Origin of the sequence: Streptomyces sp. Y20 (genome assembly GCF_043195475.1) — a bacterium.
Lineage (GTDB): Bacteria > Actinomycetota > Actinomycetes > Streptomycetales > Streptomycetaceae > Streptomyces.
In genome coordinates, this window is record NZ_JBIDDP010000022.1 from 1 (window position 1) to 16630 (window position 16630).

The window sequence follows — 16630 nt, forward strand, 5'->3', positions numbered from 1 at the left end:
GGAACGGGGTATCAACATATCTGGCGTTGACTTTTGGCACGCTGTTGAGTTCTCAAGGAACGGTCGCTTCCTTTGTACTCACCCTCTCGGGCTTTCCTCCGGGCGCTTCCCTTCGGTCTTGCGTTTCAAACTCTACCAGGGTTTTTCCCTCTCCCTGACCACTCCCCTGCGAGCACGCAGAAGGAGATCCAGAGATAGGATCTGACGAGTTTGGGTTCTGCCAGGTGAGGACGCTGTTGCGCGCCGCTCCGTCCCGAGCAGGGTTACGACTGTACACGGAGCCTTGGAGCAGGGGCAAATCTCCCGGGTTGGTGGTCTAGACCACTAGGTGCTAGCTTCCATACGGAACCACCACTTCACATGACATACCCTGCTGCTCAACGCGCCGTTCGGGAGTACCGGTGACGGCCCGCGAGCAGCTCCACTCCTGGGAGGCTTCCCATGACCACCGTGACGTCCCCTCTCTCTGGACGCGCCATCGGACTGGCCGCAGTGCCGGATCCGGTCTTCTCCGGGGCCATGGTCGGCCCGGGTACCGCGATCGACCCCGTACGTGAGCCCTCCGAGGCCGTCGCGCCCGTGGACGGCGTCATCGTTTCCCTGCACCCGCACGCGTTCGTCGTGGTCGACGAGAGCGGGCGCGGCGTGCTGACCCACCTCGGCATCGACACCGTCCAGCTCAACGGCGAGGGCTTCGAGCTGCTCGTCGAGAAGGGCGACACCGTGCGGCGGGGCCAGAGCATCGTCCGCTGGAACCCCGCCTCGGTCGAGGCCGCCGGCAAGTCGCCGGTGTGCCCGGTCGTCGCGCTCGAAGCCACCGCCGAGTCCCTCTCCGGCCTGCGTGACAGCGGTGACGTGAAGACCGGCGACGGTCTCTTCTCCTGGAACTGACGGCAGTGCCGTCGCAGGACGGCGGACAGCGCAACCACCGCGGCGGGACCTGCCGCACTATCGGAGACGGTGAGATGGAGACAACGCTGCGAGGCGTCGGCGTGAGCCATGGCGTGGCGATCGGCGAGGTTCGGCACATGGGTACGGCGGTGCTGGAGCCGCCGGCCAAGCAGATCCCCCCGCAGGACGCGGAGCGGGAGCAGGGCCGCGCGCGTCAGGCCGTGGACGCGGTCGCCGCAGACCTGACGGCGCGCGGCAACCTGGCGGGGGGTGAGGCGCAGGCCGTGCTGGAGGCGCAGGCCATGATGGCGCAGGATCCCGAGCTGATGGCGGACGTCGACCGGCGGATCGCCGTCGGCAGCACGGCCGAGCGTGCCGTGTACGACGCGTTCGCGGCGTACCGGGAGCTGCTGGCCGGTGCGGGTGAGTACCTCGCCGGCCGCGTGGCCGACCTGGATGACGTGCGCAACCGGATCGTCGCCCGTCTGCTGGGCGTGCCGATGCCGGGTGTCCCGGACAGTGACTCGCCTTATGTGCTGGTGGCGCGGGACCTGGCCCCCGCGGACACGGCGCTGCTGGACCCGTCCCTGGTGCTCGGTTTCGTGACCGAGGAGGGCGGGCCGACCAGTCACAGCGCGATCCTGGCGCGGGCGCTGGGTGTGCCGGCCGTCGTGGCGCTGCCGGGCGCCGGTGAGCTGACCGAGGGCACGGTGGTGGCCGTGGACGGCAGCACCGGCGATGTCTTCGTGAACCCGAGTGACGAGAAGAAGGCCGCGCTGGAGGCTGCGGCCGCCGAGCGCAGGGCCGCGCTGTCCGCGTCGACCGGGCCCGGTGCGACGGCGGACGGGCACAAGGTGCCGCTATTGGCGAACGTGGGCGGGCCCGCGGACGTACCGGCGGCCGTGGAGGCCGGGGCCGAGGGTGTCGGTCTGTTCCGTACCGAGTTCCTGTTCCTGGACGACAGCGAGAACGCTCCCTCCGAGGAGAAGCAGGTGGAGGCCTACCGGCAGGTGCTGGAGGCGTTCCCCGGGGGCCGTGTGGTCGTGCGGGTGCTGGACGCGGGCGCCGACAAGCCGCTGGACTTCCTGACGCCGGCCGATGAGCCGAACCCCGCGCTGGGCGTGCGGGGCCTGCGGACGCTCCTGGACCACCCCGAGGTGCTGCGCACCCAGCTGACCGCGCTGGCGCGGGCCGCGGAGGGGCTGCCCGTCTACCTCGAGGTCATGGCGCCCATGGTGGCGGACCGCAGGGACGCCAAGGCGTTCGCGGACGCCTGCCGGGAGGCGGGGCTGCGGGCCAAGTTCGGCGCGATGGTGGAGATCCCGTCGGCCGCGCTGCGGGCGCGTTCGATCCTCCAGGAGGTCGAGTTCCTGTCGCTGGGCACCAACGACCTGGCGCAGTACACGTTCGCCGCCGACCGGCAGGTGGGTGCGGTGTCGCGGCTGCAGGACCCGTGGCAGCCGGCGCTGCTCGACCTGGTGGCGCTGTCGGCCGAGTCGGCCAGGGCCGAGGGCAAGAGCTGCGGGGTGTGCGGTGAGGCCGCGTCCGATCCGCTGCTGGCGTGTGTGCTGACCGGTCTGGGTGTCACCTCCCTGTCCATGGGTGCGGCGTCGATTCCCTACGTCCGTGCCACGCTGGCGAAGTACACGCTGGCGCAGTGCGAGCGGGCCGCGGCGGCGGCGCGTGCGGCGGACAGCGCCGAGGAGGCGCGCGGCGCGGCTCAGGCGGTGCTGTCCGGCGAGTAGCCGTACCGGTGCGCCTGCGGCGTGCGGGTTCAGGGGCGTCCTTCCCTTCGGGTGGGGCGCCCCTCGGTGTCTGTCCGGCCGACGCCCGGACTCAGTGGCGGTGGTCCGGTGCCGCGCTGTCCGCTCCGAGGTCGGGCGGCTCGCGGTAGTCGACGTTGGACTCCGGGGAGATCAGGTCACCGGTGTCGACGTCCGTGCAGTAGGCGTCGAAGACCTCGGACGCGGTCAGGGGTTGCAGGTCGCCGGCGCGCAGTCGCCAGCCGTAGACCTGGTCGGCCGTGCCGATGGCGGTGGTGCGGATGACGAGGCCGCCCGGGCTGCGGGTCGCGAGGCCGAGGGCGAGGACGCCGGTGAACTCGAGGGCCTCGGCCTCGTCCAGGCGGGTCGCGCCGTGGGGATCCTGGTCGCCGTGCAGTACGGCGACCAAGGTGTCCGGGGCCGCGGAGACGGTGCACACCAGGTGCCGGTCACCGGGCGGTGCGGTGTCGAGGATGCGGACCACCAGGTCGGCGGCGCGGGTGAAGGCCGCCCTGCCGATGTCCTCGCCGCAGGTGGGGCAGGGGCCGAGGCGGGTCAGGAGGGTGGTGGCGTACTCCCAGGTGGCCTGGCGTACGGCTTCGTCGACGAGGGCCGGCAGCAGGTCGGCGAGGGGTCGGCCGTCGTAGGGGACGGTGGGGCCGGTGGCAGCGAGCTCCGCGGTGAACCGGGTGCGGCTGGCCGGGGCCTCCGGGTCCAGGCCGGTGTCCGCGCAGTAGACGGCGTAGTCCTCGGGGTCGAACAGGGCGAGGGTGGTATGGCTGCCCTGGGCGGCGCGGGTGCGCAGGACCGTCTCCATCTGCTGGAGGTAGGCCGTGTGGTCGTCGAAGGTGAAGCTGCGGTAGCGCCGCATGACGCGGAAGTCGTGTTCGTCGGTGAGCACGCCGATGGTGCCGGCGATCTCGCGGCGCAGGACGCGTCGCATGGTCTGGTGGTCGGTGTGCGCCATGTTTCCCCCTGGTGCGCGGTCGATCAATGCTCACTCACCGTAACCGGCGGCACTGACAATGGGGGTGCCGCCGGTGGTCGAGGGTCGGTGGTGGGAGCGTCCGTGCAGGTCAGAGGCGCTGTGTGCGGCGAGGGGCGTGGGTGCGGAGGGTGATGCTCCGGGTGGGTCAGGCGCGTTCGCGGGCGAGGTCCTCGTAGAAGCCGAGCAGGGCGAGGTTGTCGATGGAGCCGGGGTTGACCGCCTTCTCCAGGGGGGTTCCTTGCAGCAGGCGTTTGACCGGGACCTCGATGCGCTTGCCGGTGAGGGTGTGCGGGATGCCGGGCACCTCGATGATCTCGTCGGGGATGTGGCGGGGTGAGAGCTGTTCGCGGATGGATCGCTTGATCCGGTCCCGGAGTGGCTCGTCGAGGGTGGCTCCCGGCGCGAGGTGCACGAACAGCGGCATCCAGTAGCCGCCGTCGGGTTGTTCGATGCCGATGACGAGGGATTCCCTGATCTCCGGCAGGCGCTCGACGACCTCGTAGATGTCGGCCGAGCCCATGCGGACGCCCTGGCGGTTGAGGGTGGAGTCGGAGCGGCCGTGGATGATCACGGTCCCGCGCGAGGTGAGGGTGATCCAGTCGCCGTGGCGCCAGACGCCGGGGTAGGTGTCGAAGTAGCTGTCGTGGTAGCGGCTGCCGTCAGGGTCGTTCCAGAAGTGGATCGGCATGGAGGGCATGGGGTTGGTGACGATCAGCTCGCCGACCTCGTCGACCAGGGGCTTGCCGCTCGGATCCCAGGACTGGAGGTCGGTGCCGAGGCCGGGTGCCTGGAGTTCGCCGGTGTACACGGGGAGCGTGGGTACCGCTCCGGCGAAGCAGGAGCAGACGTCGGTGCCGCCGCTCACGGAGGCGATCCACAGGTCGGCCCCGCTCTCGGCGAACTCGTCGTGCAGCCAGCGGAAGCCGTCGGGGGGCAGCGGGGAACCGGTGGTGGCGACGCACTTCACCGTGGACAGGTCGTGGTCGCGGGCGGGGTGCACGCCGGCCTTGCGGCAGGCCATGACGTAGGCGGCGGAGGTGCCGTAGAGGGTGGCTCGGGTGCGTTCGGCGATCCGCCACTGGGCGCCCGTGTCGGGGTAGCCGGGGCTGCCGTCGTACAGGACGATCGTGGTGCCCGTGAGCAGGCCGGAGACGAGGAAGTTCCACATCATCCAGCCGGTCGAGGTGTACCAGAAGAAACGGTCCTCGGGGCCGAGGTCGCAGTGCAGGCCGAGCTGTTTGAGGTGTTCGACCAGGATGCCGCCCTGCGACTGGACGATGGCCTTGGGCAGGCCGGTCGTGCCGGAGGAGTACAGGACCCACAGCGGGTGGTCGAACGGGACCTGTTCGAAGACCGGCTCGGTGTCCCCGGCCGTCAGCGCCGACCACTCCAGGGCGCCTTCGGGTGCCTCGGTGCCCAGCAGCGGGACGTGGACGACGGCGCGCAGGGTGGGCAGCTCGCGGCGCAGCTCGGCGACGGTCTCCCGGCGGTCGTGCTCCTTGCCGCCGTAGCGGTAGCCGTCGACGGTGAACAGGACGACGGGTTCGACCTGCTGGAACCGGTCGAGGACGCTGCGGGCGCCGAAGTCGGGGGCGCAGGAGGTCCATACGGCGCCGACGGCGGCCGCGGCGAGGAGAGCGACGACGGCCTGCGGGATGTTGGGGAGGTAGCCGCTGACGCGGTCGCCGGGGCGTACGCCGAGGGCTCGCAGCGCAGCGGCGAGGGAGCCGACCTCGCGGCGCAGCTGGGACCAGGTCACCGGGCGTGGTTCGTGGGTCTCGTCGACGTACAGGAGGGCGGGTTCGTCGGCGCGGGCGGCCGCGGCGCGCAGGGCGTGTTCGGCGTAGTTGAGGGTGGCTCCGGGGAACCAGTGGGCGCCGGGCATGGCGCGGTCGCCGAGCACGCGCGCGCAGGGGGTCGAGAACCGCACGTCGAACCACTCGGTGACGGCTTTCCAGAAGGTGTCCAGCTGGTCGACGGACCAGCGGTGCAGGGCCGGGTAGCCGCCGTCGGCGGGGGCGCCGTGGTGTGCGGCGGCCCATGCCTGGAACTGGGTGATGCGGGCCTGGGCGATCCGCTGGGGATCGGGCTGCCAGAGCGGCTGGGGGTTCGCGGTCGACATGGGGTGGCTCCCGGGCTGTGCGCGTCGTGGGCGTCGGTCCGCGCACGGGCTGGGGTGTGCGCGTGACGCGGCTGACAGGGACGATGCCATGTGATCGATTTCTGCACCAGGGTGTCCTCCACATAGTCCGTGTCATGAAGGTGTGGTGCCGCCATGGGTGAACGGCAGTTGAACGCCGCACGCGCGTGGGTCGCTCGGTGGCAGGGTGAGCAGCATGGAGGGTCGTGACCTGGTGCGTTCGGTGAGTGTGGTCGGTTCGGGATGGGTTGCTCGGGGGTTGCGTACCGTACGGGCCGCCTGGCGCGGGAGGCGGGTCGACGCCGCCGGGCCGGTGCCTCGGGGGTCCGAGCGGGCCCGCGTGCCGGGGCAGGTGCGGGGTGTGGAGCTGGGCCCCGGGGGCGGCCTGGTCCGGTTCGGCCGCTCGGAGCTGCGGATCGTCGTGGCGGTGAACGGGGCGGTCTTCTGGGGGTGGGACGGGGCCGGTCCGCAGCCGTCGTACGCGCTCGCGGGCAGCGGTCCCGACCCGGATCCGCGGGCGGTGCTGGAGCCGGACAAGGACGGCGGCTGGCGGGTGGTGGCCGAGCGGATGACGGTCGTCGTCTCGCGGTACGGCGCGGTGGAGGTGTGCACGCCGGGCGGGGTGACCCTGCGGCGGGATCTGCCGCCGCGCTGGTGGGAGCCGGTCGGCGGGGGTGCGGCCCGGTGGGTGCAGCGCTCGCAGGTGGCGGCGGACGCCCGGTTCTTCGGCCTGGGCGGGCGCGCGTGCGGACCCCGGCTGCGGGACGGCGTGTACCGGCTGGGGAACGGTGCTCCCGGCCGCGCGTCCGGGCCGGGTGGCGAGCGGCTGGATCTGACGATGCCGGTGCAACTGGTGGTGGCCGACGCCGGCACGCATCTGGTGTTCCACGACACCACCTGGGAGGGGACCGTGGTGCTTGGGGAGGGAGAGGAGGGGGCCGGGTCCGGGCACGACCGGCCGGGGCACTGCGAGCTGCGGATGGACGGCGGTCCGCTGCGCTGCTGGGTCGTGGTGGGCACTCCCGCGCGCGTGCTGCACGCGTGGGCCGCGCTGACCGGGGCGCCCGCGCTGCCACCCGCGTGGGCGCTGGGGCACCAGTACGCGCGGTGGGGCCCGGGCGGTGAGCAGGAGGTGCGCCGGGTCGTCGCGGACTACCAGGAGCGGGGGTTGCCGCTGGACGCCGTACATCTCGATGCCGGTCGTGACGACGGCCGGCCGGTGTCCGCCGTCGACGAGGAGCGTTCTCCCAAGCTGTCGGTGCTTGCGGAGGAACTGCGCCGGGACGGGATCCGGCTGGTGTCGGTCGTCGGCGCGGCGGTCCGGGCGGAACCGGGCGGGGCCGTTCACGACAGCGGTTCGGCCGTGGACGCGTTGGTACGGGACGCGTTGGTACGGGACGCGGAGGGCCGCGCGGTGCGGGGTGCGGCGGGGGCCGGCGACACGGACGCGCGGTGGGGCGATCCGCACGCGGAGCGGCTGGGACCGGGCTCTGCCGGATTCCGGCAGGTCGGGCGCGAGCCGGTGCCGTGCGGCGCCCCGTACGCCTTGGACGGGCCGGGCGGCGATCAGGAGGAAGCGCACCACGTGTACGGGCTGTGCAGGGCCCGGGAGGGCTGCGAGGCGCTGCGCGAACCGCCGCCCCGGGAGCGGCCGTTCCAGTTCTCGCGCTGGGGCTGGGCTGGGTCGCAGCGGTACGGCGGCACCTGGTCGGGGGACGTGGCGACGGGCTGGCCGGGGCTGCGGGCGGCGCTGTCGCAGGTGCTCGGGCTGGGACTGTGCGGGGTGCCGTACTCGGGTCCGGACGTCGGCGGTCGCGGCGGCGGTCCGTCACCGGAGCTGTATCTGCGGTGGTTGCAGCTCGGAGCGTATCTGCCGCTGTTCCGTACGCACGCGGGTCCGGGGGCGGGGCACGGGGACCCGTGGGAGTTCGGTGGCGACGTGCTGGAACACGCGCGCGTGGCGCTGCTCGAACGGCGGCGGCTGCTGCCGTACTTCCTGACGCTGGCGCACCTGGCACGGCGGACCGGTGCGCCCTATGTGCGGCCGCTGTGGTGGGCGGCGCCGGAGGACCGGGCGCTGCGCGACTGCGAGGACGCGTTCCTGCTGGGCGACGGCCTGCTGGTGGCCCCGGTCCTGGATCCCGGGCCAGGCCGGCGCGCGGTGCGGCTGCCGCGGGGCCGCTGGTACGACACGGTGACGGAGGAGGTCTACGAGGGCCCGGCACGGGTACGCGTGGACGCGCCGCCGTCACGCATACCCGTGTTCGCGCGCGCGGGGGCGGTGCTGCCGGTGCGGGGCGCCGACGGCGGGCTGGAGCTGGAGGTCTGGGCGCCCGCGCCCGGACGCACGGGGGGCGGCCTGGTCGTGCCGGACGCGGGCGAGGGGTGGGACGACCCGGAGATCGAGCGTTACGTCGCCCGTCGGCAGGGCGACCGGGTGGTGGTCACCCGGGACCGGGAGGGCGGCGGGGGTGAGCCGCCCTGGCCGGTGCGTGTACGGGGGCTCGGCTGAGGCGTCCGGCTCAGACGTAGCGCCCCTCGAACCACGCCCGCACCGCGGCGGTGTGCAGCGGGAAGGCGAGTTTCGCGGGCCTGCGCAGCAGGTGCCGGCCGTCCGTCTCGGTCGTGGGCGCGAAGGGCGGGAGTCCGTCGGCCGGGCGTTCGGGCAGGGCCCCGAACAGCAGCAGGTGCCCGTCGGACGAGCTCATGGCGTCCACGAGCCGCACGTCCCGGGCGGCCGCGTCGATGCACGTCTCCTCCCGGAGTTCGCGTACGACGGCCTGCTTCCAGTCCTCGCCGTCGTCGATGTAGCCGCCGGGCAGGGCCGTGCCTCCGCGCGCGGGGGCGACGGTCCGGGTGATGACGACCAGGGCGGTGCCCTTCGTGTCGTACACGGGCTGGAGCGCGACGGCGACGGGCAGCGGGTTGCGGTAGGCGACGGTTCCGCAGCACGGGCAGGTGCGGGGCCAGCCGGAAATGCCCTCTCCGTAGGGCGCTCCGCAGCTCGAACAGTGTGAGTCCGGCGCGGAGTTGACAGTCGGATGCTGAGTTTCGGACACGCGCGGACTGTATCCGATCAGGTGACGGACGTCTTCCGCCGGTGACGTGCCGGGAATGAGCGGAACGGAAAGGGTGGCCGGAATCACCCCCGTCGATCCCGGCCACCCTTCCTGTACCACGACGCCGTACGGGGCCGTTCGGTTCGCGCGAACCGGCCCGCGTCCCGGTCTTCTTCCCGCGAGGGACGTCCGCTGCCGCGGACGGGACGCCCACACTGTGTGATCGGCCCGGAATGCTGCGTGAACGTCTTATGAACTGGGCCTGGGCGCGCGCGGGCGGCGCCATCATGCTGCCGTGCACTCCTGGACGGATACTCTGCGCTTCGCCTTCCAGCCGGTGGTCAACCTGAGGACGGGCGCGGTCGCCGCGCTGGAGACGCTCGCCCGCCCGGAGAGCGGCGATGTCCTCGCCGAGGCCCGCCGTGATCCGGAACTGGACGGCCGGCTGGCCGTGCTGGCGTTCCGCGCCGCGGCGCGCAAGGAGACGCTGCTGCCGCTGCACCTGAACGTGTTCGCGGCGACGCTCGCCGACCTCGGCGGCCTCACACCGTTGCACGACGCCGTGCGCGCGGCGGGGCGACTGCCCTGGGAGGTGACGGTGGACATCGTCCCGCCCTGCACGCACGTGCCGCGGCGGGCCCTGCTGGAGGCGGTGGCCTCGCTGCGCGAGCAGGGGTTCCGGATCAGCGCGGACGGCATCGGTGACGGCGACGTGCCGCTCAGGCTGCTCACCGACCTCTCCCCCGATCTGGTCAAGCTCGACGCGTGCCTGCTCGCGCGGCCGGCCGCGGTGCGGGCGATGCGGACGCTGTGCGAGGAGCTGGGCGCCCTCGTCGCGGTGGAGGGCGTGGAGACCGAACGGCAGTACGCGGTGGCGCTGTCGGCCGGCGCGCAGCTGGCCCAGGGCGAGCTGTTCGCGCCACCGGCCCGGATCCCCGTCGCGGACGTGTACGTTCCGCCGCCGGCTCACGGCGCCCTGTCGGCCCCGCGTCGCGGCCCGTCGGTGCGGGAGTTCGTGCGCCCCGCCGCCGTGCTGCCGGTGACCGCGTCGGCGGGGCGGGTGCGGGCGTTGCTCACCGGGTCCCCGGACGTCTCCGGAGTCCTGCTGGTGGACCGCGCCGGGCGGCCCGTGCGGTCGGTGCACCGCTCGCGCTTCCTGCTGTCGATGTCCGGCCGTTACGGGCATGCCCTGTACGCCGACCGGCCGGCCGTCAAGCTGGGGGACGCGCCCCGCACGGTCGGCGCCGGTGCGACGGCCTGGGAGGTGCTGGACGTGGTCGCGGTCGGCGGCCGGGACCGGACCTCCGACGACGTGGCGGTGGTCGACGAGGGCGGCCGGTGCGTGGGAGTCGTACGGCTGGCGGACCTCGTGCGGGCGCTGGCCGAGAGCCGGGTGGAGGAGGCGGCCGGGCTCAACCCGCTGACCCGGCTGCCCGGTTCGGACGCCATCGTCGGCGAGGTGGACCGGCGGATCTCCGACGGGCGGGCGTTCGCGCTCAGCTGGCTGGACATCGACCATTTCAAACAGGTCAACGACGGCGCGGGGTTCGCCGCGGGGGACGAGCTGATCCGCGCGGTGGGCCGGGCGCTCCAGCAGGCGGTGCCGGGGCACGCGCGCGTGGGGCACATCGGCGGGGACGACTTCCTGGTGCTGGCCGACGAGGAGGCGCTCCGCCCGCTGGTCGCCGCCGTACTCGACGACGCCTCCTGGTCGGCGGGCGGTCTGCCGGTCACGCTCTCCCTGGCGACCGTCGTCTGCGCAGCGGGCAGCGTGCGCGACCACCATCAGGCCGCCGCCCAGCTCGCTCCGCTGAAGAAGGCCGCCAAGTCGCTGAACGGTGCGAGCTGGGTGCTCGGGCGCGCCGGGTTCCCCGGCCACGAGATCCGGCGCGGCAGCCCGGGGGCGGCCGCGGCGCAGGCCGGGTATGTCACCGCCGACCCGGGACGGTGAACCGCCCTGCCGCGCGCGGGGGCCGACACGTGCCCGCACCGCCGGGCCCGGTGGAGTACGCCGGTGTCACCGTTGCCGTCGGCAACCTTGACGCCCCCGGGGCGGCGGTGAACACTTCCCGGTGTCGGCCGACATCGCCGTACATTCTCGGTGTTATCAGGCTCAGCGGCCGGCATCCGCCCTGCTCCGCCACTCGTCCCCGCCGGGCGGTGCGGCCGCGACGGAACGCTCGGCATGGAGGCCGGGTGGGGCGGTGGGGACCGGCCCCGCGACCGGCGGACGTGGCCACGGGCGGCGTCCGGCACGGAAGCGCCGGTTCCGATCGCCTCGTGGCGGCGCCGAGGGAAGCGCGTGGGCGCGTCGCACAGGACTGCGGCCCGTACCCCGGTCGGCGGGGGTACGGGCCGCTCCTGCCGTTCGGCGACGGCGGTGGACGCGGTCAGCCGGTGATGGCCTGGCGGCGGTCGGCCGCGTACTCCATGGCGTGCCGGACGACGCCGATGAGCACCTCCTTGACCGACTCCCGGTCCCGGGCGTCGCACAGCAGGACGGGTACGTCCTCGTCCAGGTCGAGAGCCTGGCGGACGGTCCCGGCCGGGTAGCGTGCGGCGCCCTCGAAGCAGTTGACGCAGACCAGGAAGGGGATGGAGCGCCGCTCGAAGTAGTCGACGGCGGCGAAACAGTCCTCCAGGCGGCGCGTGTCGGCGAGGACCACCGCGCCGAGCGCGCCCTCGGACAGCTCGTCCCACATGAACCAGAACCGCTCCTGCCCGGGCGTGCCGAAGAGGTACAGCACCAGGTCCTCGCGCAGGGTGATGCGGCCGAAGTCCATGGCCACCGTGGTGGTGTGCTTGCCTTCGACACCGCTGGTGTCGTCGACCGGCCGCCCGGCCTCGGTGAGCAGTTCCTCGGTGCGCAGCGGTCTGATCTCGCTGACCGCGCCGACGAGGGTCGTCTTGCCCACGCCGAAGCCGCCGGCCACGAGGATCTTGAGCGTGACGGGCTCGACCGGAGGCTTGCCGCGCTCAGAACGCCCGAAGATCATCGATCTCTTCTCCTGCTCGATGGGGGTCGGGCGCCGACCGGCCGTGGCCGCCGGCACCACTGGAGGGCTGGGCGAACGCGCCGCACCCGACGGGGTGGCCGATCCGTCTGCCGGTCACGTCACTGCCCCGCTTCCGCGCCGGTCACAGCGCCCGGAGGCCATTGATCACATCGCGCAGGATGCTCTCGTCCGGCAGCTCGGCCGGAGGCACGGGGCGCGTCACATGGACGAGTTCGGCGTGCACGAGGTCGCCGATGAGGACGCGGACCACGCCGATGGGCAGGTCGAGTTCCGCGGCCAGCTCGGCGACCGACTGCGGTGTGTCCCGGCAGAGCCCGACGATCTCCACATGCTCCGGCGACAGGGTCGGATCCGCCTCCGGGTCCCCGGTGCCGGGCTCGGTGACGACCACCGCGATCACGTCGAGGCGGTGCTGGGCCGTACTCGTCGTGCGGCCACGCGTCATGGCGTACGGACGGACGACCGGTCCGGCCTCGTCGTCGAACCAGTGGTTTCCTGCCTGACCGTCTGCGCTCATGTCATCCCACTACCCGCCCGCGGACAGGTCGGTGCGCGGGGCGGTGCCCAGATGCACGCCGACCCGCTTGACGAGGAGCGTCATCTCGTAGGCGACCTGTCCGACGTCGGAGTCGGCGTCCGAGAGAACGGCGAGACAGCTGCCGTCCCCGGCGGCGGTGACGAACAGGAAGGCCTCGTCCAGTTCGACCACCGTCTGGCGGACGCTGCCCGCCTCGAAGTGACGGCCCACTCCCTTGGCGAGGCTGTGGAAACCGGAAGCCACGGCGGCCAGATGCTCACCGTCCTCCCGGGTGAGGTCCTTGGACACGCCCGTCGCCAGTCCGTCGCCGGACAGGACGACGGCCTTGCGGATGCTGGCGACCCGGTCGACGAGGTCGTCCAGGAGCCAGTTCAGCTCCTTCTGGTTCGTCGCCGTGTGGCCGGTCGCCTTCGGTGCGGTCATCGACCGTCCCCCTTAGTCGTTCCTTGTGCTGTGCCGTTGCGGGCGTCGTCGCCCGAGGCGTTCTCCTCGCGGCCACGCTGCCAGCCGCGCTGGAGCGAGGCCATCCGGCTGCGGACCTCGTCGGCGTCGCGGTCGGCGGGCTCCGCCGCGCGCTCGGCCGACCGCTCGGTGACCCGCTTGAGCTGGGGGGCCAGGCTGGCCTGGCGTACGCGCCGGGGCAGCGGCCCGGTGTCCGGTTCCGCGGACGGCTCACCCGCGGGAGCGCCGGTGCTGTCGCGCGGCGGTGGGGTGTCGCCGGGGCCGGCCGCGCCGGTCCGGGTCCGCCTGGGCAGCTCCGGCACCTCGGGTCTCTCGCCGGCGTCAGCCGCCCGGGACTCGGGTACCTCGGCGGAGTCGGTGGGGCGCAGCGGGCCCGTACCGCGGCGGCGGCCCGGCAGCGGGGCCGGGCCGCCCGTGTCGGAGCGGCGCGGCGCGGCGGCGGGCTGCTGGTCCGGTTCGCCGCGGCGGGACCGCTGCTCGGTGACGGGTCTGCCGTGCGAGCTGACGAGCTTGGGCGTCTGCCGCCGGGGCAGCGGTACGCCCGCGCGGTCGCCGGTCCCGTCGTGCGGGAGCCCGCCGGCCGGCGGGGTGGCCGCCTCGTCGCCGGCCGAACGGGGACGGCGGTGGCGGAACAGGCCGCCGCGCTCGCTGTCCTCGTCCGCGAGGACGCCGGGGAAGTCGTCGAGGGCGTCGAGATCGACGGGTGCCTCCAGTTCGACCGGACCGTCCAGCAGGGAGGTCGGCAGACCGGGCAGCTGGAGCGGTGCCGGGGACCGTACGGCGGCGCGGCCCGCCGCCTGTTCGGCACCCTTGGCCGGGCGGTCCCTGTCCAGCCGGAAGCCGGCGCCGTTGGTGTCCGGGACGTCCTCGGTCAGCAGCGCGTCGGGGAGGAGGACGACGGCGGTGGTGCCGCCGTACGGTGACGGCTGGAGGGAGACCCGGACGTTCTGGCGCTGGGCGAGGCGGCTGACCACGAAGAGGCCGAGCCGGTCGGTGTCGGAGAGTTCGAACTCGGGGGTCTCGGCGAGCCGCAGGTTGGCGTCCAGCAGCGCTTCGGCCGTCATGCCGAGCCCCCGGTCGTGGATCTCGAGGGTGAAGCCGTTGGCGACGCGCTCGCCGAGGACCTGTACGGCGGTGTGCGGGGGCGAGAACACCGTGGCGTTCTCCAGGAGTTCGGCCACGAGGTGGGTGAGGTCGGCGACGGCGGGACCGGTGACGGCGACCCGCGGCAGCCGCCGGACCTCGATGCGTTCGTAGTCCTCGACCTCGGCGACGGCGGCGCGGACGATGTCCATCAGCTGCACGGGCCTGCGCCACTGCCGGGACGGTGCGGCGCCGGAGAGGATCACCAGACCCTCGGCGTGCCGCCGCATACGGGTGGTGAGGTGGTCCAGGCGGAAGAGGTCGGCGAGTTCGTCGGTGTCCTCGGTCCGGCGTTCCATACTGTCGAGCAGTGTGAGCTGCTTGTGCAGCAGCACCTGGCTGCGGCGGGCGAGGTTCACGAAGACCTCGGAGACACCGGACCGCAGCTCGGCCTGTTTGACGGCGGCTTCCACGGCGGCGCGCTGGAGGGTGTTGAGGGCCTGGCCGACCTCACCGATCTCGTTCTTGTCGTACTCCAGGCGCGGCACTTCGGTCTCGACGTCGACCTTTTCGCCCGCGGACAGGCGGCGCATCACACTGGGCAGCCGGACGCCGGACGCCTCGTGCGCCTCCATGCGCAGCTGGCGCAGGTCGCGGATGAGGCGACGGCCGATCCGCACGGAGAGGACGACCGAGAACAGCAGGGCGGCCAGTCCGAGGAAGCCCGGGACGGCGGCCTGGAGGATGACGCCGACGGCGACGGGGTGCGTACGGTCCTGAAGGCGGTCGCCGACCTGGTCGTCCAGGGTGCCGAGTGCGTCCAGGGCGGAGGCCGCCGCGGCGTCCCAGCTCCTGGCGGTGACACCGCGGGGGGTGCTGGACTCCATGCGGGCGACTGTCTGTTCGGTCATCCGCAGCGGAGCCGTGGTGGCGTTCTTCCAGACCCGTTCGTAGCGCTCGCACTCGTCGGAGGGCAGCAGCGGCAGACTGATCTCGTACAGGAGGGTGCGCTGGGCGACGAGGTCGGAGATGTCGCGGCTCTCCTCGCCGGTGATCCGCCCGACCACGAGGGCGGAGCCGAGCAGGGCGTCCTCGCGGGAGAGCAGCTCCCGGGCGCGCAGGACGTTGACCAGGGCACGGGCCTGCTTGTCGAGCTCCACGTCGTCGATGCCGTCGAGGTTGGCGAGCAGCACGAAGCAGGGGTCGACGAGCCGGTTGTAGGCGTCGAGGGCCTGGGCCCGGGTGATCGTGCCCTCCTGGACGCCGCGGCGCAGCGGGGCGAGGCCGGCGAAAGCGTCCAGGACGGTGGTCAGGACGTCCCTGTCGTCGGCGTCCATGCCGTCGCGCAGGTCGGGGTCCCTGGCGTTCTTCCGGACCTTGGCGATCGCCCGGTCGGTGGCGGTGCGGGTGCGGTGCAGCGCGGTGAGGGCCTCGGCGGCCCGGGGGTCGGCGAGGTAGACGAGGGTCTGACGGCGCTCCTGCTGGAGGACGCGGACGGTGTCCTCGGTGGGGTAGCCGATGTCCTCCACGGTGTCCGACACGCGGAACAGGTGGGCGACCTCGCGTCCCGTGAGTACCGTGGCGAAGCCCCAGACGGCGGTCAGGGACAACAGCGGCACGAGGAGCAGCGCCACGATCTTCCGGCGGATCGACTTCCCGCGAAAGCGCATGGCCTCCCCCAGCTCGACCCCCGCCGGCCGGGGGCGCACATGTCCGTCAACAAACGGCGCGAGCCTACTACCGCGGCACCGTTAACTCGAAGACATGTCCGGAGGGCGAACTTCCGCACCGCAGGCGAGAGATGATGAGTTGTCCGGGCATTGCGGGAGATTGCCACCGCTCCCCGGGCAGCCGTGCCGCACAGGGCCGCGGCCTCACGGACCGGGGGTTGGCTGAAACTTTTCGCCGGGTGGGAATCTTCGGGCGGTCTTGTTCGTCCTTCTCTACGGGAATTGGGGGCGGAATGGGTCACGGGAGTCGTGTCCCGCACCCCGGCGGCGTAAAGCAGAGCAAGCCGGGCAGGCCCTGGATAGAGCGGGGTCTTCGGACGCCGGGGCGAGCGGTCTGCTGGCGGTGGGGAGTGACGCGGTGATGGGCACGGTGGAGGGGCGCGAGGCGCCCGGGGAGAGCGCGGCGGTGCGCTCACGGGCGCGGTGGCGGCAGGAAGGCTCGGATCCTGACATTCCGGTGCAGCGACGCCGCGGTGAGGCCGCCGGTGACGATCAGCAGCAGTATTACCGGCCGTTGTGGATCGAGGAGCCCGCGCGCCGGCACCCGATGCCCGACCCGGTGCGTGAGGCGGCGGTGCGGGCGGTCCTCGTCATATCGGTGACGCTCATCCAGGCGATGGTGGCGTTCCTGTGCACGATGGCCGGCTCCTGGCCGGCCTTCCCCATGGTGATCAGCAGTGTGGCGAGCACGGTGGCGGCCACCTGGACCGTGGTGGACGTGTGGGTGACCCGCCAGGTGTGGAACCAGCGGCACGGCGTGCTCTCCGAGCCGAGCAGCACGGCCCGGACCCTGCGCCGTGAGCGGCGCGCCCACCGCCGTCAGGAGCGGACGGCCCCGCGCGACCGGATAGCCCCGCGGGGCGGCACCGGACGGCTGTCCCACTCCTGACCCGGCCGGAGACATCCGCGGCGGCGCGCCGGCTCCGGGCGGCAGGCGGTACCACCGCCCCGGAGCCGGT

The 16630-nt window shown here is 73.2% G+C and carries 12 protein-coding genes; 5 read left to right on the forward strand and 7 right to left on the reverse strand.

Going from position 1 to position 16630, the window contains the following annotated elements; translation table 11 throughout:
- Positions 1 to 441: 441 nt before the first annotated feature.
- Together ACGFT1_RS34605 and ptsP are read left to right on the forward strand one after the other, a co-directional pair.
- Positions 442 to 891, forward strand: a complete 450-nt coding sequence (locus ACGFT1_RS34605) for a PTS glucose transporter subunit IIA (protein WP_373912949.1) — start codon at positions 442 to 444, stop codon at positions 889 to 891.
- A 74-nt stretch (positions 892 to 965) separates the two neighbouring features.
- Positions 966 to 2636 (forward strand): phosphoenolpyruvate--protein phosphotransferase, encoded by a 1671-nt coding sequence (gene ptsP, locus ACGFT1_RS34610; RefSeq protein ID WP_373912950.1) that lies wholly within the window; start codon positions 966 to 968, stop codon positions 2634 to 2636.
- A gap of 91 nt (positions 2637 to 2727) precedes the next feature.
- Here ptsP and ACGFT1_RS34615 read toward each other — a convergent pair whose 3' ends face one another.
- Both ACGFT1_RS34615 and ACGFT1_RS34620 read right to left on the reverse strand, forming a co-directional pair.
- The gene (locus ACGFT1_RS34615; RefSeq protein ID WP_373912951.1) at positions 2728 to 3621 is read right to left on the reverse strand and encodes a hypothetical protein; all 894 of its coding nucleotides are present in this window, start codon (positions 3619 to 3621) and stop codon (positions 2728 to 2730) included.
- A 166-nt stretch (positions 3622 to 3787) separates the two neighbouring features.
- Positions 3788 to 5764 carry an acetoacetate--CoA ligase gene (locus ACGFT1_RS34620; RefSeq protein ID WP_373912952.1) on the reverse strand — a complete coding sequence of 659 codons (1977 nt, stop codon included), beginning with the start codon at positions 5762 to 5764 and terminating at the stop codon, positions 3788 to 3790.
- A gap of 214 nt (positions 5765 to 5978) precedes the next feature.
- Here ACGFT1_RS34620 and ACGFT1_RS34625 point away from each other — a divergent pair, with 214 nt between their 5' ends.
- On the forward strand, positions 5979 to 8294 hold the full coding sequence (locus ACGFT1_RS34625; protein WP_373912953.1) for a glycoside hydrolase family 31 protein: 2316 nt from the start codon (positions 5979 to 5981) through the stop codon (positions 8292 to 8294).
- Positions 8295 to 8304: 10 nt separating this feature from the next.
- On the opposite strand, the gene ACGFT1_RS34630 is transcribed toward ACGFT1_RS34625, so the two are convergent.
- Positions 8305 to 8841: an NUDIX domain-containing protein gene (locus tag ACGFT1_RS34630; protein ID WP_373912954.1), complete on the reverse strand. Its 537-nt coding sequence runs from the start codon at positions 8839 to 8841 to the stop codon at positions 8305 to 8307.
- A gap of 295 nt (positions 8842 to 9136) precedes the next feature.
- Between ACGFT1_RS34630 and ACGFT1_RS34635 the strand changes: the two genes are divergently transcribed.
- Positions 9137 to 10792, forward strand: coding sequence for a GGDEF domain-containing protein (locus tag ACGFT1_RS34635; RefSeq protein WP_373912955.1), 1656 nt, complete (start codon positions 9137 to 9139; stop codon positions 10790 to 10792).
- A gap of 439 nt (positions 10793 to 11231) precedes the next feature.
- Here the strand turns inward: ACGFT1_RS34635 and ACGFT1_RS34640 are convergent, their stop codons facing one another.
- The 4 genes from ACGFT1_RS34640 to ACGFT1_RS34655 form a co-directional block, all read right to left on the reverse strand.
- A complete protein-coding gene (locus tag ACGFT1_RS34640; protein ID WP_373912956.1) occupies positions 11232 to 11837 on the reverse strand; it encodes an ATP/GTP-binding protein in 606 nt (201 codons plus the stop codon).
- Between the two features lie 142 nt (positions 11838 to 11979).
- Entirely contained in the window at positions 11980 to 12375 is a 396-nt protein-coding gene (locus ACGFT1_RS34645) for a DUF742 domain-containing protein (protein ID WP_361987552.1), read from the reverse strand.
- A gap of 9 nt (positions 12376 to 12384) precedes the next feature.
- Complete coding sequence (locus ACGFT1_RS34650) at positions 12385 to 12819, reverse strand: roadblock/LC7 domain-containing protein (RefSeq protein ID WP_373912957.1); 435 nt, start codon at positions 12817 to 12819, stop codon at positions 12385 to 12387.
- Positions 12816 to 15611 carry a nitrate- and nitrite sensing domain-containing protein gene (locus ACGFT1_RS34655; RefSeq protein ID WP_373912959.1) on the reverse strand — a complete coding sequence of 932 codons (2796 nt, stop codon included), beginning with the start codon at positions 15609 to 15611 and terminating at the stop codon, positions 12816 to 12818. Before ACGFT1_RS34655 ends, ACGFT1_RS34650 begins: the two co-directional genes overlap by 4 nt.
- A gap of 421 nt (positions 15612 to 16032) precedes the next feature.
- Between ACGFT1_RS34655 and ACGFT1_RS34660 the strand changes: the two genes are divergently transcribed.
- The gene (locus ACGFT1_RS34660; RefSeq protein WP_373912960.1) at positions 16033 to 16560 is read left to right on the forward strand and encodes a hypothetical protein; all 528 of its coding nucleotides are present in this window, start codon (positions 16033 to 16035) and stop codon (positions 16558 to 16560) included.
- Positions 16561 to 16630: the final 70 nt, after the last annotated feature.